The organism is Candidatus Symbiopectobacterium sp. NZEC127 (genome assembly GCF_025962675.1).
GTDB lineage: Bacteria > Pseudomonadota > Gammaproteobacteria > Enterobacterales > Enterobacteriaceae > Symbiopectobacterium.
Genome location: NZ_JAGFPG010000010.1, coordinates 1 through 20,018, shown reverse-complemented (window position 1 = coordinate 20,018; position 20,018 = coordinate 1). Strand labels below are relative to the sequence as shown.

20 protein-coding genes and 1 tRNA gene are annotated in these 20,018 nt (G+C 44.0%); 4 read left to right on the top strand and 17 right to left on the bottom strand.

Annotated features, from left to right (window positions below; translation table 11 throughout):
* Positions 1-7 precede the first annotated feature (7 nt).
* Complete coding sequence (nrdF, locus tag J5069_RS22805) at positions 8-970, top strand: class 1b ribonucleoside-diphosphate reductase subunit beta (protein WP_264645987.1); 963 nt, start codon at positions 8-10, stop codon at positions 968-970.
* Positions 971-1,037: 67 nt separating this feature from the next.
* On the opposite strand, the gene J5069_RS22800 is transcribed toward nrdF, so the two are convergent.
* From J5069_RS22800 to dnaQ, 15 genes are all read right to left on the bottom strand, one after another.
* Positions 1,038-1,727 carry a hypothetical protein gene (locus J5069_RS22800; RefSeq protein ID WP_264645986.1) on the bottom strand — a complete coding sequence of 230 codons (690 nt, stop codon included), beginning with the start codon at positions 1,725-1,727 and terminating at the stop codon, positions 1,038-1,040.
* A 24-nt stretch (positions 1,728-1,751) separates the two neighbouring features.
* The gene (locus J5069_RS22795; RefSeq protein ID WP_264645985.1) at positions 1,752-3,545 is read right to left on the bottom strand and encodes a hypothetical protein; all 1,794 of its coding nucleotides are present in this window, start codon (positions 3,543-3,545) and stop codon (positions 1,752-1,754) included.
* A gap of 36 nt (positions 3,546-3,581) precedes the next feature.
* Complete coding sequence (gene tadF, locus J5069_RS22790; protein ID WP_264645984.1) at positions 3,582-4,208, bottom strand: tight adherence pilus pseudopilin TadF; 627 nt, start codon at positions 4,206-4,208, stop codon at positions 3,582-3,584.
* Between the two features lies 1 nt (position 4,209).
* The gene (locus J5069_RS22785) at positions 4,210-4,704 is read right to left on the bottom strand and encodes a TadE/TadG family type IV pilus assembly protein (RefSeq protein WP_264628176.1); all 495 of its coding nucleotides are present in this window, start codon (positions 4,702-4,704) and stop codon (positions 4,210-4,212) included.
* A gap of 17 nt (positions 4,705-4,721) precedes the next feature.
* Positions 4,722-5,147 (bottom strand): prepilin peptidase, encoded by a 426-nt coding sequence (locus J5069_RS22780; protein ID WP_264645983.1) that lies wholly within the window; start codon positions 5,145-5,147, stop codon positions 4,722-4,724.
* A 156-nt stretch (positions 5,148-5,303) separates the two neighbouring features.
* Positions 5,304-6,479, bottom strand: a complete 1,176-nt coding sequence (locus J5069_RS22775; RefSeq protein WP_264645982.1) for a tetratricopeptide repeat protein — start codon at positions 6,477-6,479, stop codon at positions 5,304-5,306.
* On the bottom strand, positions 6,467-7,315 hold the full coding sequence (locus tag J5069_RS22770) for a type II secretion system F family protein (protein ID WP_264645981.1): 849 nt from the start codon (positions 7,313-7,315) through the stop codon (positions 6,467-6,469). The genes J5069_RS22775 and J5069_RS22770 overlap by 13 nt, the downstream gene beginning before the upstream one ends.
* Positions 7,316-7,322: 7 nt before the next feature.
* Positions 7,323-8,225, bottom strand: a complete 903-nt coding sequence (locus J5069_RS22765) for a type II secretion system F family protein (protein ID WP_264645980.1) — start codon at positions 8,223-8,225, stop codon at positions 7,323-7,325.
* Positions 8,222-9,517 (bottom strand): CpaF family protein, encoded by a 1,296-nt coding sequence (locus tag J5069_RS22760; protein WP_264645979.1) that lies wholly within the window; start codon positions 9,515-9,517, stop codon positions 8,222-8,224. Before J5069_RS22760 ends, J5069_RS22765 begins: the two co-directional genes overlap by 4 nt.
* 61 nt (positions 9,518-9,578) lie before the next feature.
* Positions 9,579-10,727 carry a hypothetical protein gene (locus J5069_RS22755; RefSeq protein WP_264645978.1) on the bottom strand — a complete coding sequence of 383 codons (1,149 nt, stop codon included), beginning with the start codon at positions 10,725-10,727 and terminating at the stop codon, positions 9,579-9,581.
* A 37-nt stretch (positions 10,728-10,764) separates the two neighbouring features.
* Positions 10,765-12,165 carry a type II and III secretion system protein family protein gene (locus tag J5069_RS22750; RefSeq protein WP_264645977.1) on the bottom strand — a complete coding sequence of 467 codons (1,401 nt, stop codon included), beginning with the start codon at positions 12,163-12,165 and terminating at the stop codon, positions 10,765-10,767.
* A gap of 57 nt (positions 12,166-12,222) precedes the next feature.
* Positions 12,223-13,062: a hypothetical protein gene (locus tag J5069_RS22745; protein ID WP_264645976.1), complete on the bottom strand. Its 840-nt coding sequence runs from the start codon at positions 13,060-13,062 to the stop codon at positions 12,223-12,225.
* A gap of 206 nt (positions 13,063-13,268) precedes the next feature.
* The gene (locus J5069_RS22740; RefSeq protein WP_264645975.1) at positions 13,269-13,508 is read right to left on the bottom strand and encodes a Flp family type IVb pilin; all 240 of its coding nucleotides are present in this window, start codon (positions 13,506-13,508) and stop codon (positions 13,269-13,271) included.
* A 918-nt stretch (positions 13,509-14,426) separates the two neighbouring features.
* Positions 14,427-14,503: transfer RNA gene (locus tag J5069_RS22735), tRNA-Asp, on the bottom strand.
* Positions 14,504-14,637: 134 nt separating this feature from the next.
* Positions 14,638-15,372 (bottom strand): DNA polymerase III subunit epsilon, encoded by a 735-nt coding sequence (dnaQ, locus tag J5069_RS22730; RefSeq protein ID WP_264645974.1) that lies wholly within the window; start codon positions 15,370-15,372, stop codon positions 14,638-14,640.
* A gap of 57 nt (positions 15,373-15,429) precedes the next feature.
* Between dnaQ and rnhA the strand changes: the two genes are divergently transcribed.
* Positions 15,430-15,894: a ribonuclease HI gene (gene rnhA, locus J5069_RS22725; protein ID WP_264645973.1), complete on the top strand. Its 465-nt coding sequence runs from the start codon at positions 15,430-15,432 to the stop codon at positions 15,892-15,894.
* A 5-nt stretch (positions 15,895-15,899) separates the two neighbouring features.
* Here rnhA and J5069_RS22720 read toward each other — a convergent pair whose 3' ends face one another.
* Positions 15,900-16,634: a class I SAM-dependent methyltransferase gene (locus J5069_RS22720; protein WP_264645972.1), complete on the bottom strand. Its 735-nt coding sequence runs from the start codon at positions 16,632-16,634 to the stop codon at positions 15,900-15,902.
* Between the two features lie 62 nt (positions 16,635-16,696).
* Here J5069_RS22720 and gloB point away from each other — a divergent pair, with 62 nt between their 5' ends.
* Together gloB and mltD are read left to right on the top strand one after the other, a co-directional pair.
* Positions 16,697-17,452 (top strand): hydroxyacylglutathione hydrolase, encoded by a 756-nt coding sequence (gene gloB / locus J5069_RS22715; protein WP_264645971.1) that lies wholly within the window; start codon positions 16,697-16,699, stop codon positions 17,450-17,452.
* Positions 17,453-17,523: 71 nt separating this feature from the next.
* On the top strand, positions 17,524-18,903 hold the full coding sequence (gene mltD, locus J5069_RS22710; RefSeq protein ID WP_264645970.1) for a murein transglycosylase D: 1,380 nt from the start codon (positions 17,524-17,526) through the stop codon (positions 18,901-18,903).
* A 75-nt stretch (positions 18,904-18,978) separates the two neighbouring features.
* Here mltD and J5069_RS22705 read toward each other — a convergent pair whose 3' ends face one another.
* A complete protein-coding gene (locus J5069_RS22705; RefSeq protein ID WP_264645969.1) occupies positions 18,979-19,770 on the bottom strand; it encodes an endonuclease/exonuclease/phosphatase family protein in 792 nt (263 codons plus the stop codon).
* Positions 19,771-20,018: the final 248 nt, after the last annotated feature.

The window sequence follows — 20,018 nt, the reverse complement described above, 5'->3', positions numbered from 1 at the left end:
TTTAACGATGACTCTGCTCACACGCGTAAAAGCGATCAACTGGAATAAAATCGAAGACGACAAGGATTTGGAAGTATGGAATCGTCTGACCAGTAACTTCTGGCTGCCGGAGAAAGTACCGCTGTCGAACGACATTCCCTCCTGGGGCACGCTAACCCCTCAAGAGCGCCAGTTGACCATTCGCGTTTTTACTGGCCTCACGTTGCTGGACACGATACAAAACACCGTGGGCGCCCCCACCTTGATGCCAGACGCCGTCACCCCGCATGAGGAAGCGGTGTTGTCCAACATCAGCTTTATGGAGGCGGTGCACGCCCGGTCATACAGTTCTATTTTCTCGACACTCTGTCTCACCAGCGAAGTGGATGATGCCTATCGCTGGAGTGAAGAAAACGCCACACTGCAAAAAAAAGCCACACTGATTCTTGAACAATACCGCAGCAACGATCCCTTAATGAAAAAGGTCGCCAGCGTATTTCTCGAATCTTTTCTGTTCTATTCCGGCTTTTATCTGCCGATGTATTGGTCCAGCCGTGCCAAATTGACCAACACCGCCGATCTGATTCGTCTGATTATCCGTGATGAAGCCGTGCACGGGTATTACATTGGCTATAAATTCCAACAGAGCCTCGCCACCGTTGACACAGCAAGGCAACAGCAGATAAAGGACTACGCCTTCGATTTAATGCAGGATCTTTATGACAACGAAATCCTCTACACAGAAGCGCTGTACGACGGTGTGGGCTGGACCGAGGATGTGAAAAAGTTTCTGCATTATAACGCCAATAAAGCGTTGATGAACCTTGGTTATGAAGCCCTGTTCCCTGCCAACATGACCGATGTTAATCCGGCCATTCTTTCCGCATTGTCACCCAACGCGGATGAAAATCACGATTTCTTCTCCGGATCGGGCTCCTCCTACGTCATCGGCAAGGCGGTGAATACCGAAGATGACGATTGGGATTTTTAAGCGACAAAATGCGGCCCGGAAGCAATGCATCCCGGGCCCACCTCCCTCTCAGCACGACGTAACCGCGTTAACGCAGAAAAAAATAGCCGTGGGGAATGGGCGGCGTAGCCGATACTTTTCGCGGTACGGGCGTCCTGACCCTGCTGCGGTTACTGTCCATCGAAAAATTGTTTAAAGAAAAAATCCCTCTATGCGTTATCCGCCACAGCAGATAAAGGGAGTATTCACTGCGAATATCCATTTTTCGCTTTAAACGACTAATAACGGAGTAGGCTATATCCTTAAGCCCGGCAGGAATACGGCCATGCGTTATCTCCTCCCAGTACTTTAACAGTTGTCGCTCGTGTGAGTTAAACCTGACATAGGCGCATTTCTCTTTGTCTAGCGATCCCAACCAAGAGTGGCTTAGCATAAATAAATCACGATTGGCGATATCTGAGGATACCACGATACAATAAGGACTCAGCACCAAATGTCGCTTCAACCGCCGTAGCTTAATTACATCAGAAAAAAAGATACGATAGACAATGATATCGCTGTTATTAGCAAGTAATAACTGATTTGTTTTCTCCATCTCATGAAAGGTTTGATTACCTATAACCAACGCATTACGGTATTCCCCCCTACGTGTTAGCTTTTTCTCGTTGTAGTGATCGAATACATCCACATCAGGATTGCCATCGAATTTTTTATAAAAAAGATCGCTCAACCCTATATAACGATAATAGAGTGTATCCGCAATAACTATTGTTCTCATACCCCCCCCAAACATGGAAACAACTTATCGATTAAAACCACTTTTATCGATAAAATTAATTTTTTCTTTTTTGGATATTTTTGCCAAAATATTTACCAAACTTAAGTAATTATCCACCACAAATGCATTATCATTGCCGACACAGAATTCCTTCCAAAACTTAATATTTTTACCATCAAGACCGTCCTTAGCCAAGGAAATAAAAAAAATATCCACCTCCACTGTTTTATGGATTTTATTATAATTTAACAAACCCTCTTTTATGCGTTTGCAAATATGGTATTCCTTATGAAGCGCTGTAGCCAATTCTTTCGGCCTACCGCTATCTTCCCCATCAGTAACCATGATAATAACTTTTTTAGGGTTAATACCCTTAGCAATCACAGGTAGCGATCGCAACAAACCACTGCTACTGTCTGTATTTCCTCCTTGTATCTTCATTGTTTTAAAATGAGAGATGACATCAGCCTTCGAGGTTAATTCAATCAAATATGAGGTCGGAGACTCTCTGTTTCGCGAAAATTCGGCATAATCAGTTATCTTCTTTACATCAGATTCGCGTGGTAACTTTATTGTATGCCAATGATCAAAACACATATTGTTAAACATGCCATCTTTATCATGATAAGGAAAGTAGGTATAAGTAGTAACTGAGTTTTCAGAAAACAAATAGTCATCCTTCAACGTTTCATCGAAATCAATAGTTTCAACATTTACCACATTTAAATAATTTTTTGCCAGTGTGGATAATTTATCAGCCTTATGATAATGAAGAGTAAACTCTTCAGGATGTGCCCGCAAATTGGCACGAGGATCAGCATCACAGCTATAAAAAGGAAATGAATTTCCATTCATTTTTGAAATTTCAGCACACCATTTTTTATCATCAACCATTTGCGCCATAGTAAGCCCCAAACCAGGTGAGACGATTGATTTATAATAAGAGGTGATGATCTCATCCTGCTGGTTGATATCCTTATTTTTCAAAGCAAAGTTTTTGTTATACCAAAAATCGAAATCAACCCTTTTATTTTTAAACTCCGCATACTCTTTTTTAAGTTTTCCAACAAAAGAACAGCCTGTTTCTTTTCCACCAAAAACATTTTTTTTACTCAATTTAACAGGAACGCCAATGTTAAAAGGGACAATGCCAATGGTGTTTTTCTCGTTACTATTAAGAATAGTTTGAGAGAAATTCACTACTGCATCTTTTAAAATATCATATTTAATACCAGATTTCAGCCCATTAATCTCACCGCCCATAGAAGAAGAAATATCTACAACAAAAACAAAATCCGTAGGGAGACTTTTCTGTTCCATCGATTTTCTGACTGTACCGGCAGAACTGTCAGCACGAATAAGGACATTATCGCTAAATCCCACCTCGTTATATTTCTTGAAAATAGGATGTAATATTGCGATCCCTGATGCATTATAATCAATTGAGGTTAACTTTTTTGCATTATCACGGTTTAAACTGACCATAACGTCCAGATCGTTATCATTAAAGGCTACGTTGGGCAGATAATAATTCAGATAGCGGCTCAGAAGCTTTTCATTCGCCTCCTTGTTGCCATGCTTGATACCACATTCTTTATCAGCAACGTAATCGCAGCGATCGTTTATCGCAATGGCTAACACCCCCTGATTCATCGCATCAGCCAATCGGGCGCGGTTTGCCTGAAAATGAGCTCCATCAAGTGCTAAAGAAAAAAACATCAGCAGCATTGGAAACATAATAGCAAACAACAATGTCGTTGCCCCAGACTCTCTGCGGAATACCAAGAGAAAGAAATCAACAGCATGTTTTATCTTCATGACTCTCCCTGAGATGATTATCGAACGCCAAAAAACTCACCGAGGAATTACCGCATTACTAACCGAGATATTTCCAATAGATAGTCCAATAGCATTTAACATTCTTATTAATAAACTATACTGACCTTGAGTACAGAGGGTGACTTGATAAACAGGTAGCCAACGCCCCCCCTGCACTGATGCAGTATCAGCATGAGAAAAAGGGGAAAGCGGAATTCGTTTAGTAAAATCCTTGGCAAAGTCAGACTTTGGACAATAGTCATCCTTAACATTATCAACAGTAAACGCTATCGGGCTTCCTTTTAATTTTTTCTCTGATTTGGCAGCATCATCGAAATAGATTGCATCCACGTAGAGATTGTACTTTTTTCCGATGTGAGTTTCAGCCAAGAGCATCGCCGCCAACATATCTAACTGATCGACATCATCCTGTGTCAAAACTTCTTTTCCTTGATAAAGTGCTGTGCGCTCACGCAACACACTGGCAAGAGACTGACTGACACGTTCCATATATCCTTTGTTTAAAAAATATCGACTGTAATCAATTAATAAAAAACAAAGCAGCATAATAGAAAAAAAATAGAAAATAAACTCAATCACTACACTTCCTTTCTCACTTTCTATCCCAAACAGCAATTTTCTTTTTCTGTAACGCGAAGACATATTACAATTCTCCTCGCTGAAATTCCTGAACAAAAGCAATCTTTCGCTTCCATCGCTGTTCAACCATCACCGTTGGAAATATAAAGAAGAGAGGTTGATAATGAATGTTAACATCATACAGCGCCAACGGTTTTCCAACCGCATGGGTAGATGAGCAATGTTTGCCATTCTCAATTAACGCAGCAATGTCATTACAATATTGTGCAGATACACGTATCGTATTTTTTTGGGTAAATAACGGCCATACATCTAAACGCTCATTAAAGGCTTTCTTGAAATAAGCGCGGTAATCACTATCAGGCTGACGAAGCGATGTACGATAGCTGGATTCGGCCAGAATCAAATCCAGCGCAGATGAAATATAAACCACCCGACACAGTTCTGCGAGAAAAAGAAGTGCCATAATAAAAGGGATAAGGATCAAAGAAAACTCAAGCGCGGCACTTCCAGTACTCGAACGGTACCATAAAAGCACATATTTCCTTTTGTTGTTCAATTTTTAATCCTTCTTACTTACACAGCCCACAACAGCCAATAGCCACAGCAGATAGCAACACCGTAGGGTACGGTGATGACATTCTGTTTTGAGAACACTCGGTAATATAAACACGTAAGCAACGTGAGTGGGATCCCTGCCATTCCCGTCAATAAGAGAAAATCCCCTATATGTGGCGTTGAAAGCCCCGTTGATAATGCACATACCAGTTTAATATCACCTGCACCTATTACTCCTGCTACAGAGAAAACAAAACCGACACAAAACAATAGCGACAATATAATTAATGAGAGATCGTCAACATGGTGAAAAGCTAATAAAAGTGAAAGCAAAAAGATAAGCAATGTTGTCACATTGGTAATTTGTCTAAAACGAATATCTGTATAACAAACGAATATCAATATTACACTGATAGCTATTGCCAGCATCCCTTCTACTTTCACTTTTAGTTGTCCCTTAAACATGCCAGAAGCGTTTATAATCCACTGAATAGTATGGTGTATGCAATCGACAGGCGATACGGTAATCAACGTAATACAATTATAAACCGCCTAACAACACCAGCTCAGAGAAAATAAATAAAAGGAGCCCCAAAAAGATTAGCCGTGATAGAAATCAAACACCAATCTTTCCGGTTCTGATTTTTCAGCCGCAAGGTGGAACACTTTCAACTTATCCAGTTTTTTCTTTAATATGAACTTAACAAGAATAGTGTTATTATCTTTATGCGCAATTGAAATTGACCGTACATTACCATCTACCATCAAGCTGTTTCCTATGCGTAATATGTCATCACTTGCCGTCACGCCTTGTAATTCATAGACTACCTGGTTCAGTGCCCGATCACCAAGTTGTTTAATTGCAATTCGTTCCCGAGATGCCATTGCCATGCGGAAATACTTTTCATGTTGTCCCGCCCGGACCGCAATAATCTCGTTATTATGTTCTTTCGATAACGGTAAAGCGGGCGTAGCGTCTTCATCACCTTGGCCTTTTTTTATCAATACCTCTTGCTTAGCCAGCAATTCGCGTTGCTGTAACTGGAGTTGAGAGCGGGGCTTGATTTTTGATAACGATTCAAGCAAACCATCACTGACATCAACGTTCTTTGCTCGATGCAGCACCGCTTCCGCGCCCTCAAAATCCCGCATTTTCACCAGCACAAACACTAAATTATGTAATAGGTTTTCACCCGTATACCCTCGCGCATATAAGGGTGCCAGATAATCCCTCGCGGTAGGATAATCCTCCTGCATGATGGCCAGCATCGCCAGGTTGTTAATGACCTTATCTTCATCAACAAAATGCGTCCGAGCTTTATCGAACGATGCCTTGGCAGCAAGATAATCGCCCTGCTGCGCCAGCAACACGCCTTGTGTGTTTAACGCTTCCCCGTGTTCAGGATTTTTACTTAAAGCCGCCCTGACGCAACCAAGCGCTTGCGCGATCTGTCCCTGTTCCAGCAAATTCTTGCCTTCAAGCAACAGAATATCTTCATCGGGATTATCGACCAGCAAAGGCGCTAAATAATGCCTTGATGATTCATAATCCATGGCAGAGTGGTAATGATTTGCCAAAATATACCGTGTTTTTGCATCCTCTTTTCGATTTAGTTTTTCACGATATAACTTAATGAGTCCTTGGAAATCATTCATCTTGGTAAGAATAAACTCCTTCTGTTCCTCATCGATAGCATCGTGATCTCCGGCTTTCGTAACACACCCGCCGAGCAACAACCCTGAAAGTAATAATAAAATATTAACTAACTTCCCCATAATGCCATCATCCCTATCAAACCTGGTCCGACAATTATTGCCAACAATGGAAACATAATAAAGCCAATCATCGGCATGGTCATTTTGGCAGATAAGCTTGCCACTTTTTCTTCCATATCGAGTAACTGTATATCTCTCATTTCCTTGCCTAAAGCGATTAACACTTTATAAATGGATGAGCCAAAATTTATGCTCTGCTGCAATGTAGTACAGAACATTCTCACTTCATTACTGGCCATCTCTTGATAAAGTTGTTCCAACGCAGCATTGATTCCACTCACCTCTGTTTTTAGCATCACACGTTCCAGAATTCTGGCAATATCCTTATTAACATGTTTAGTGTTATCACTAATATATCGCATAGATTTTTCAACAGTCATTCCAGACTGAATACAAACCGCCATCATATCAATAATAAAAGGTAAATCATTTGATATGCTTTTTAAGCGTTTTCCAATAATACGTTTTTTTACCATATCAGGTAAAATAATGACTGCCACACTCAGTATTAAAAGACAGATGAGTAAAACATTCATCGACACCTGAAGCACACCACTGATGCTCAGTAAAAATAATATGCCGCCAAGCGTAACGACGGTTAACATTTTTAGTAGCACATTTTTATCTAACAATGATGCAATCGAAATTAAACGACTTGATTTTATCATAATCGTTTCAACATGCGATGCGTCATCCTGGCTTGCAGCCTCACTCAATGAATGCTTATGTACATTCAACAACCCTAATGACCTGTTTTTATTCTTGTCTTTGAAAAAATGGATGAGAAGTCCACCCAGGCCCAATACTATCATGAGCAGTGAAAATAGATAAAACATAACTCACCTATAGCTTATTCATCATTAACCAAAGAATAAAAATGCCTGAGGAAATGCTACCTATCGCATAATAAAGTATGACTTTACCCATTGGATCATAAAGCAATATAGCAAAACTGTCTGGAGAACTGTATTTTATAAAAAAGAAGAAAAAAATCGGGATGGCTGTTAATATTTTTACAGACATTCTTACTTCAGATGTCATGGCTAACTTTTTTCTATCAATAATTCTTCCATTGGAGATCATGGCTGCTAACCGCGTCATAACGTCCTTGATTTGCCCTCCCCCCTTCATATTCACCAAGACAGTGACAATAAAAAAGTAATATTCTCTATAAGGTAAACGCCGATACGAATCCATCAAAACACTTTCAATATCCTCACCGATTTCAAGGCGCTGAGATATTTTTCTAAACTCTTCACCAACAATACCTGCAACTTTCTCACCACACTGTTCAATGCCGAGCATCACTGAATTCCCAGCGCTAATAACGCTGTTAATTATATTCAACGCTTCCGAAAATGCGGTTTCAAAGGCTATTCGTGCCTCTTTTTTACTCCGTTGAAAAAGTATATACAATGTCAACAACAACATGAGCGGTGATACAATAAGCACATCAAGTTGTAAATACTCCAGGCTACTATAAATGCTTGCCCCTTGAACAGCGAAGACAATCAAACCATTTTTTAACGCCAGGTCATACTTTTTACCCAGCAAATACCGGGAAATATCACTGAAAAGCGTCACCAGATGTTGCCATAATATGTGCTGTTTAAGTTGGTGGGTTAACTTGTTGGTTTTCGGCACGGTAGCAACGTGACGTAATCGTTGAATGTTTTTTTTCTTCCGATGCCCTAGCACGAGTTGGAGCAAGCCAAGCAGGAGCATGCTTGTGAAGATAACGATCATGGTAATTTATTTCCGAACAGTTGCTTCAAGGGTTCTTGCATATCATGGATTATTGCCTGTTGGTACACGGCTGAGCGCTGTAATAGACCGTAAGAGGTAAAACTTCCCTGAATTTCCCCCGTTTCAGAGCGTTCTGCCTGCGCGGAATAGCTGAAAATATCTTGCAAGATAATGTTATCGCCCTCCATCCCCATCACTTCTGTAATGTTGATGACTTTTCGTGAGCCATCAGGCAAACGCGATACCTGAACAACAATATGGATGGCCGATACGATATTGCGGCGGATTGCTGTAAGGGGAAGCGCCGCGCTTGACATCATGACCATACTTTCCAGACGCGCCAAGGCATCGCGTGGGGAGTTGGCATGCAAGGTTGACATGGAGCCATCATGGCCGGTGTTCATTGCCTGCAACATTTCGAACGCTTCTTCTCCCCGGCACTCTCCGATAATGATGCGATCGGGTCTCATACGCAGTGCATTGACCACGAGATGACGCATTGTAATCTGGCCTTGGTTCTCAGCACCGGCCATACGGGTTTCCAGCCTGACAACGTGCGGTTGCTGTAAACGTAGCTCAGCCGCATCTTCCAGTGTCAGTACCCGCTCCCCTTCATCGATATAATGGGACATGGCATTTAATAGGGTTGTTTTCCCTGACCCGGTCCCGCCAGAAACAATAATGTTGACGCGACAGCGACTCGCGATGACCAGGAAATTAGCCATCATTTCATTCATACTGCCGTACTCAATCAGATTGGCCAGCGTTCTCTGCCCGGAGCCAAACTTACGAATAGAGATCGAAGCCCCATCCAGTGCAACAGGCGCAATGACCACGTTCAGGCGACTCCCGTCAGGCATGCGCGCATCGACCAACGGCTGCGAGTCATCAACGCGGCGCCCCACCCGCGCAACCAGTCGGCGCGCAATATCAATCAACTGCTCGTTGCTGATAAAACGCTTATCGACTAATTCCAATTTCCCCGCGCGCTCCACAAAAATACGTTCGGGCCCATTGACCAGAATGTCGCTGACACTTTCATCCTCCATCAACTCACGCAGCGGCCCATACCCCGTAATCTCATCGGCAATAAGCTCGCTTAAGCAGTTGCAAACCCGGCTTGAAAGATATTGTCCTGTGCTATTCATCACGCGTTGAATGGCGTCGTTAACTTCTCGCAGCAGCGCATCGCGCTGATTCTTCAACTCATCAATGCGTTCTAAATCGATATTTTTGAGCACCTGCTCGCGAAAATAGAGCAGCGTGCTGTTCATTTCAGTTTCAAGATTCATCGCCGTTTCCCCCTATCACCTGTTCCATTTCCCACCTCCCTGATATCAAACAGACCAAAAATCACACGGCCGCATTTTGACGCGCGGGGCGAAGAAAAGTCGGTAGAGTAAACAGGGTTTTACGGGAGGACGGAGGGCCCAATGATTTGCCTAACAGGTGAGCAGCAAGTCGATAGAGCGCACTCTCTGAGGAGAGTGGATTATGGTGAACGTTGTAGGCATTTACGCTAAAAATATCGAGCCCGAGATACTCTTCAATATCAGCGTTAACAAGTTCATCCGTATTTTTGGGATGACTCTCGTTTAAACACAGCAAAATACGTACTTCTTTCAGTGGGTTTGCCAACAAGAAACGTTTATGTTCTTCAAGTATATTTTTCGCCACACGCAATGAGGCTAACGCCCGTGAAATGACCAACACAATGACATGGGACTGCATGAATACCTGTTCCAGCTGCTGTTCGACGTGTGTGTGAATTCCATGATCAAAGAAAACCAGGTTATAACGATTAAACGCGGTATCCTCATACAGCCATGCAGCGTCGCACGTTTCCATTTTTACCGACTGATGAGCGGTAAGATCGGCAATGCTGCCGTCGCTGGGTAACGCTTTAGCTAACAATAAATCCAAATCCCGGCTGCCACTGCAACCCTGCACCAACAGCATGGGTATTGAGGTCAGCATTCCCGCAGCCTTAAAAAGCTGATGCGCCACGGTGGATGCTCCTGCCCCTCCCTTGCATCCCAGAATGCTGATTTTCATTGTTGCTCGGTTATGTGCAGCCGGAATAGGGTCACGAATCAGATCGGGCAGTTGCGGTAACTGCGAGCCAATATGTAAATAGTTAGCGCCTGCTATCATCAACGCATGAGCAAAGCGGATTGAGTCATTATTACCCACGAGAATCGGTTTTGCCGAAACCGGGATGAGTAGCGCAACCATCTGCATAATAAGTTCAACATTATCCACATCATTAATATCAACAATGACCGCGATGGCATCGCTGGCACCTGGATTATCACTCATGGTAAAAAAATCCGCTTCATGCGGTATGACATCAGCCAAATGATGCATCAGCAGTTGGCTGACAATATCAGACATCACATCAGGACTTGGTGAAATAATTAAAATGGGCTGTGCAAATTTTTTCTTCTGCGACTTCACCGCTGTATTCTTATTATTCGATTTGGTATCAAAAAATAATTTCATGCGAAACTCCAATGTTCAGTGTACTGGCTTATCGCGACTATTTGGAAAATCCACCGCGGTCCATAAAACTGCGTGCATCACTGGCAAGCCGTCCTTCAAGGGTATTTTTATCTACTCCGCTATTAAAAAATAATTGAACGGAAGAGCTACGATGATAATCAGGCAACTTAATTTTCTGCCGTGATGCCGCAGATACTGGCTTTACAAGATCGACAGTAGCAAAAACCACCAACTCTGTTTTATTTCGCGCTGTGTGCGATTTACGCGCCAGCGCCCCAAGAATGGGAATGTCGCCAATGAAAGGGATTTTCGTCAATGATTCCACATCCTCCTCATTGAGTAATCCCCCAATCACAAAACTATCGCCATCTGCCAGTTCGATCGTCGAACTGGAACGCCGCGTTTTTATCTGAGGTATATTGTAATTATTGTACGCATAACTCCCAGCAACGCTGCTGATCTCATTCGAGATCAACAGTTTTATTTTCTGTTTCTTTTCAACTTTGGCAGCAACATTTAACCGAATACCATACTCTTTATATTGTACGGTAGTCCCCTCTTTGCTTTGCACTAAAAGCGGGATTTCTCCACCAACTAAAAAGCTGGCTACCTCACCGGACAACACCGTGAGATTGGGTTGCGCGAGTACTCTAGCCAAACTGTCATTATTAACGGCACTGATTGTGGTACTGATATTTTCTGCATCAAACCCATGTTTGAGGCCAATCAAACTGAAAACCCCTGGGTCATTAACAGCGCCATTGCCTTTAATCAGCCCACTCAGCGTTAAATTACTCCATTCAATCCCTAATGTGTCTGTGAATTTTTTACTTACCTCAACAACGCTAAGCTTAACATTAACTTGATTTGATGAGGGTAATTGCAATCTATTTATTACATTGCTATAAACTCTCTTTGTCATAAAGAAAACTTCTGAACTTTTCTGATCCTCAGAATCATTTTTCACCTTAAGTTCTCGACTTTCTTTTCCAACAACACTGCCCACCAGCTGATATACTGCCCCACGGGTTTCCTCATCGGGCACCGTTCCGGTCAGAATATAAGATTTATTTTCACCACTGATGAAGCTTTTAACCACTACTTGGCTTCCGGGAAACTCCAGCGCAATGCGCTGATTGATATCACCGAGAAAAGAATCAACATTTATCTGTAAATCAGCCAAAATTCTTGTGTCAGCATCATAGGCTGTGACCTCTGAAATACCGGGCGCTTTCGCATACAATACGATGGTATTTTCATTCAATACTTTATAGTCCGCTACCGTAGGATCTGAGATAAATACCGTATTAACACGGCCTTTGGTCCGTAATGTTTTTGACTGGCCTGGCTTTAAAAAGAGTTGATCGGCCATTGCCGCTAACGGATACACTAAAATCAGCGTTAGCATCAGGCTAACGTGAAATGAGAAGCGCTTCATAATCAAACTTTTTTCCTCTGTTAAAATTTCCCTATCAGCCCTAATAGACAAGACCTGTTAACCGCGCCACTCATGTGTGGGCCGCGAGCGGGGTTCATCAAACAGGGGCGCGCTGCTGACTGGCCATGTCGCCTCTTTGCCGGATAGCGTTTCACTGCCTCTTGAACGCAAGTCAATAGGGCCTCTGATTGAGGGAAATAGCAGTACCCTGGCGTTTCCTTCTAATCCTTTCAGCAGCTTGAGCTCTGCATCTCTCAGTTCCACCAGCAGTTGACTTCTGCTTTCTTGAGCCTTCTCTTTTTCATCCCGGTTTACCCGACGGATTGCCAATACACGCCTGTTGACCATAAGGGGTTTAAGCCGTGTATCACGAATAGATTTTGCGGGAGAGATGATGTCCTCACTTCCGTTATCGTCTTGGCGGAGCCCATATGCGAGATAGATATCCACACTGGCACCTGACTTTACATTGTTTAGCAGATAATTATCAGAAGCATCTAACTCAAAAGGATAAAGCACATTTCCTGGTGTGATAAACATGGCAATATAATCATCGCTTCCGGGTTCAACCAACGCGGTTGGCTGAAGATAACTGTCTTTGGCTACCGCACTTTTAAGTGCCCAATGCGTCAGGTCATTTTCCATTATATTGAACTGCATCTCTGTGCTTTCAGGTGATACAGATATATTTTTCAATTGAAAATCATCTTTCTTCAGAATACTGTTGGCAGCCAGATCGCGCTGGGCGACGGCCACGATAATGGTTTCTGTTAAAGAATGCGCCTGCATTTCACTCGCTCCTGGTGCTGGCGTATGTGCGGATTTTATATAGAATAAAATACCTATACCGCCAGTCAGGATCATTAACATGTAAATAATCAGTGCGCTCTTTTTCATTTCAACGCTAATCCGCTCTTGCTGTTGTTATAAAATAATCATCAGGTATAACACCCATTATAAAAACTCTTTTCGCTAATATATAGCTACCGCATGAACTCAATAAAGGCGTTCGAAATAGGCGCTCTATACACGCATGAAGGTATAAAGCACCTATTTTCAGGCTCACGTATCGCTATAAATTTCCAGAGAATAGTTAATAGCCTCTATTTAACAGAGTTCTCCACTGTAGTTTTGATCTTAGTGAAAATGCCAGCCAACATCTCTCTAACAGGCCCTTTTTCACCAAAAATAACTGTGACCACCGCAGCAACGCCCGCTGCCACAATAGCATACTCAACAGCGGTTACCCCGCGCTGATTATTTTTAAAATTATGCATTACCTCAGTGAAATATACATAACTCGAGATTGACTTCCCCTGAACATAGCGTACTAAAGAATACATATCCAATTATCTCCATTTATTAATGCTATTATTTCACCATGTCTTAGCATCTCACTTTCGACTTGGTAATATTCACACTCATTATTTTGCGGGGATTTTATAGCATCTCTTTTTCGCCATTAACAATGGTTATATTGTCAAAAAAAAACACAATAACGATTGTTAAAACCTATCAATTAACAAAACACTAGCAAAATTAAAAAAATAATAAGAATTTTCTTACTTATTAACCCCACCCCTTAAAATAAACATCAGCGAATATAACCTTTCTTTAAACACGCCTTAAGAATAACTAACCTAAATAAATTGGACAGATGTTCATTCATAAGAACATTAAAAAAACGGCATATCTACATCGAGCCATCAAAAAAAAGAATGATAAATCAACATTTAGCATTTTGCGCCAAACATTCAAAGATAAAAAAAATAAAATATCGACATTCACAATGAAACAATCAATTAAAATAAGCGACACAGCCTTAAAAATGAGATTGCTAACCTCACGCACACATGCAGCCCATGTGATATCAGGTCACTTTCACAGAGACAGTACATTGTTTTATTGTGAATTTATTAGTATTCAAAAGTAATAACAAACGCAGACAGAGGGTAATACACATTACCTTCAGTAAAGGTGGTATGGCTCAAACCAAGAAAATAAAATATGAATTATCTGATCAAAATTCCTATAACCGATAATATCTAACACAGCAAGCGGACCGATTCACTTACGTAATTTTATGACCGGATTTCATCTAACCAGCTTCAAAAGCGTGCTACAAGGTTAATACTTAGCATTTTCAGCACAGGAATTACTACACAATTTCGTTTTCTTTGCTGTTGATAAATTCATCAACCATCGAAAAAGCAAAAAAAAATGCTGATATAAGCGAACTTATATCAGCATTCTTTAGTTATTGGCGGAACGGACGGGACTCGAACCCGCGACCCCCTGCGTGACAGGCAGGTATTCTAACCGACTGAACTACCGCTCCCCATTAACATGCCCTTGCGAGCGGGATGAATACTAAGGTGATCTGAGTATGGCGTCAATGCTTTTTATAATCAATTCATACTGTTTGTTTATAATTACAGCGTCATGCTGCAATCATCATCAATCGGGTGGTGATTACTGGCGCCACAGGCAACTGCCCCCCTTTTTGGCAATCAGATCGAGGCGCGTTTCATGCGCGGCCAGCTCTTCCGCGCTGGCATAAACGATGGGCAAAGCAGACGCCTGCCGCGTAATTCGCTGCACGCTCTCACTTTCTGCACTCACTTGCTGGTTCTCACTCTCCATGGCAAACGCCAAAGAGGTTTGTCCCCCCGTCATGGCCAGATAGACATCTGCCAGGATTTCGGCGTCGAGTAACGCCCCGTGCAGCGTTCGTTTGCTGTTATCTATCTGATAACGGTCGCACAGTGCGTCCAGGCTGTTCCTTTTACCAGGAAACAGCTTACGCGCGACCATAAGGCTATCGGTGATCTTGCAAAAGGTCTCTGTCTTCGGGATATCCCGATTCAGCATCCGGAATTCATAGTCCATAAAGCCGATATCAAACGCGGCATTATGAATAACCAGCTCCGCACCGCGAATGAACTCAATAAACTCCTCGGCTACCTCAGCGTAGGCGGGTTTATCTTGTAAAAATTCATCGCTGATGCCGTGGACCATGAAGGCTTCCGGGTCAACCAATCTATCAGGCTTGATATACACATGATAATGGCGCCCCGTCAGGCGGCGATTGATGACCTCCACCGCACCGATCTCAATGATTTTATGGCCTTCATAATGAACACCGAGCCTGTTCATCCCCGTGGTTTCGGTATCCAGAACGATCTGTCGTGTAATTGCAGTGCTCATCGCTTTCGTTTTATGTCAGACTTACGGTTTTTATGATTAAGGCAGAGTCTACCAGAGATGACAAAGCAGGTAGAAATTTTCACCGATGGTTCTTGTCTGGGAAATCCCGGCCCGGGTGGTTATGGTGTTGTGCTGCGCTACAAGCAGCACGAAAAAACCATGAGTGCAGGTTATCATCTGACGACCAATAACCGCATGGAATTAATGGCGGCGATTGCCGCGCTGGAAGCATTGACGACCCCATGTACGGTGGTACTGAGTACCGATAGCCAATATGTGCGGCAGGGTATCACGCGCTGGATCCACAATTGGAAACTTAAAGGCTGGAAAACTGCTGACAAAAAACCGGTCAAGAATATCGATCTCTGGCAGCGACTGGATGCCGCTATTCAGCGGCATACGATGCGTTGGGAGTGGGTTAAAGGTCACGCGGGTCATCCAGAGAACGAGAAATGCGATGAACTGGCACGCCAGGCGGCCTCACACCCGACGCAGGACGATACCGGGTATCATCCGGAATAATCGGCTCAGAATGGCTTGTATCCTTTACGGTAACTCTTGGTTGCCCCCACCGCTCTGCGCACCGGTACCTTATTGAACTTCTGGCGCATAGGGGACATGGTGAGCGGAATGGTACGTTTGCGCGCAACCAGGAGCATCAGGCAGCCTAAGAGAGCAGAGTGAGGTGCTGATGTTGTTGTCATCTGCGGTATCTTCCACGGCACCACGTGGAAGGTCCCCTGATACAACACTTCATAATTGAGCAAGCTGAGCCAATCGATCATACGCATCTGCGTGAACATACGTGCGCAATAGGGTTGGCATTGACGAAGACCGGGCGTCAGCTTCCCAGCCCCGAGCAGGCTTATAGGATTAAAACCACTCAGCAATAGCCATCCGTCATTGATCAGTACCCGATCCACTTCGCGCAAAATACGATGTGGGTCCGACGAATAAGAGAGCGTATGCGCCAGCAAACAGGCATCTATAGACTTCTCAGAAAAGGGCAGTTGATAAGGATCGGCCAAGACATGCACATCATCAGCCGCATACGGGTTGATGTTGACCTGATGAGAAATGGCACACGTGTCCGTCGCGATAGCGTTGCTGAGCGCGCCGACTTTCAGTAAGTGGAAGCCGAACACACGCGGCCACCATGCAGCCAGTGCATGTTCAAGCGTCTGCTGGTAATGTGTGCCCCAAGGGATATCCTCCCAACACGTTGGCGTAGAGTAAGCCTGGGGCGTATGCGCTGGCTTCATATCTTAGTATTCTCCCTCAGACCCAATAGCTATCTCAGACCAGGTAATAAATGGGGTATCGCATGAATCTTATCAGTATTGCAGCACTTTCAGACAACTACATTTGGCTATTACATGACACACAGCACCGTTGTGTGATTGTCGATCCCGGTGAAGCGGAACCAGTATTACAAGCGCTAGGTAAACACCAACTCACACCGGTAGCGGTCTTGCTCACCCACCATCATAGTGACCATGTGGCGGGGGTTCCTGAAATTCTGAAGGCTTATCCTGACTTGCCGGTTTATGGACCCGAGGAGACGGCGCAGCGTGGTGCAACACGCATTTTGCGCGACGGAGATCACATTCAGTTACTCAATTCGGATTTCTCCGTGTTTTCTGTGCCGGGTCACACTTTAGGTCATATTTCGTACTACTCCGCGCCGTATTTGTTCTGCGGAGATACGCTGTTTTCTGCTGGATGCGGACGAATTTTTGAAGGGACACCAAAACAAATGCATGAATCTATAGAAAAAATATCAAAATTACCCGATGACACACGCATTTGCTGCGCGCACGAGTACACGCTGTCAAATCTTGAGTTTGCTCACACTATCTGGCCTGAAGAGTGCAATATTACCGCTTACCTTTCTGAAATCAGGCTATTACGCGATAAATCTCAATCATCGTTGCCAACCACCCTGGGTCTTGAACGAAAAATCAACCTTTTCCTTAGATGCCATGACATTGATTTAAAAGAAAAATTAAAAATAAAACCCGGTAACATAGCGGATTGGCAAGTTTTCGCCCAATTACGTGGTAAGAAAGATTGCTTCTGAAGGTTTTTGTTGTGCTGATCGGCTAATCAAAGTATTATTGCTCGTCTTTTAAGCAAACTATTGACACACATATGAAGGCTCAAGCGATTATTATCGCCTCAGTCTTGTTGGCAGGTTGCCAAGGGGTCTACCAGGACACCTCACAACCGAAACAACATGGGCAGAGTCTGTCTTCAGCAGGTCAAGGTGAAGCAGGAAAGTACACAGGAAGTCGAGAGACATCCGCGCGCTGGTTGGATAATAATGGCCTAGCGCAGCGCGACCTGTGGAACTTCATTAGCGACGAGCTGAAGATGGAGGTTCCGGATAATGTCCGGATCCGCGAGCAAAAAACACGATACTTAAAAAATAAGAGCTATCTCCACGATGTAACATTACGGGCAGAGCCGTACATGTACTGGATAGTCGAGCAGATTAAGCAGCGCAAAATGCCGATGGAACTGGTACTGCTACCCATAGTGGAGAGCGCTTTTGATCCCAAGGCCACATCATCCGCCAATGCCGCAGGGCTCTGGCAGATTGTGCCAGGCACTGGGCGTAACTACGGTTTGAAACAGAACCAGTGGTATGATGGTCGTCGCGATGTTGTTGCATCAACGACGGCTGCCTTAGACATGATGCAGCGCCTCAACACGATGTTTGATGGTGACTGGCTACTTACCATCGCCGCTTATAACAGCGGTGAAGGACGTGTCTTGCAAGCGGTAAAAGCAAATAAGGCAAAAGGCAGGTCAACGAGTTACTGGGCATTGGCGTTACCACGTGAAACGTCACTTTATGTCCCCAAAATGCTAGCCTTAAGCGATATTCTTAAGAATAGCAAAAAATACGGCATTGAGTTACCCAAGCCCAACGAAAGTCGGGCACTGGCGCAGGTAGACCTGGGTCAACAGATGGAGTTGACGCAAGCGGCTGAAATGGCAGGCTTGTCGCTAACAAAACTGAAGAGCTACAACACAGGCTACAAACGTGACGTGACCGCTCCGAACGGGCCACATTACATAATGGTGCCTAAGGCACACGTTGAGCAGTTGAAGGATTCGTTGGCAGATGGCGATATCGCCGCTGTACAACCCACTAAACTGGCGCAGCTATCCGCAACTACGGAATACAAGGTTCGTTCAGGCGACACGTTGTCAGGTATTGCGGCGAAACTGAAGGTCAGTGCGCAGGATCTGCGTAAGTGGAACAATCTGTCCAGCGCTAACGCGCTGAAGATTGGTCAATCGCTTCAGGTAGCACAAACCGCTGCGGGCAGTAAGAAGGGTAACAGTAATTCCATTACCTATCAGGTGCGTAAAGGAGACTCTCTTGCGAGTATCGCCAAACGTCACGGGGTAGATATCGCAGATGTCATGCGGTGGAATTCAGTCATCAATAAAAAGGCGAATATTCAGCCTGGAGATCGGTTAACGTTGTTCGTGAATACGGCAACAGCGCCAGACTCTTAAGTACTGCATAGCCTATAAAAAAGCCACGATTGTTGATAACGACCGTGGCTTTTTTTTTCGTATGCTGTTTTATCGTCATGCTGGCAACTGAAATTCAACCAATAATGGATTATGGTCAGAAGCCTGAGTAACCAGAACGGAAGATTGCATGACGTGCAAACCACGGTAAAAAACAAAATCTAACGGGCGGCCGAACGTTCGACGCCGCTGGTCGTCAACAAAGCGAACCTCACGCAAGGCAATCTCACTGGCAAATTGATAAAGCGCATTGATACGCTGCCGGCTCCAGGCATTAAAATCTCCCGCCATGATCACTGGCCCGGTATGACGTTTAACCTGCTCACCAATCGCATCCAGCTGCTTGCCATACACTTCAACACCGATGCTGAAATTAATGGCGTGGATATTAATCACCATCAGTTGCTGAGTGCTCTGCAATGCATAAACCGTTATCAGCGCCGATTTAGACAGGCGCAGCAGGGGCTCTTTCTCTCTCAGAGGGCAGCAATATAACGGTTGAGCCGCGGAGAGCGTCATCACACCAGAAGGGTGTTGGGGGAGAATAATGGCGGGAACCTGATCGGTCGCAACGTAGTTCGCCGTTGCAAAGCGAATCAGCTCAGGCGTACTTTGCGCCTCTTGCAGTAAAACGAGATGTGCATCTTTACCAAAGTTTTGTAATACCGAAAGCCAATGCAGACGCTGCTGTTTATAGATATTCCACACCAACACACGCAGTACGTCGTTTTTTTCAAGCAGCGGCGCCTCTGGCAGTGCCTGCATAACAGGATACTGTACACCAGAGGAAAAAATTCTCTCTACGGGTTGCCCCGCACTGTACCTCACCGCATAGGTTTTCTTTCGCACAACGAACCTGCTTGTCTCTTCAGTGCTACACGCTATTACTTTAAGCAAAGAACGTCCTGAGTGACAGGGATATTCGGCAAGACTTGCACTGCATAACAGATCTTTACAGAGTGAGCAGACTATAGCACACAGTAAAAAGCCCTGAGCAAATGCTCAGGGCTTTTCTTTTTAGTGGCGGAACGGACGGGACTCGAACCCGCGACCCCCTGCGTGACAGGCAGGTATTCTAACCGACTGAACTACCGCTC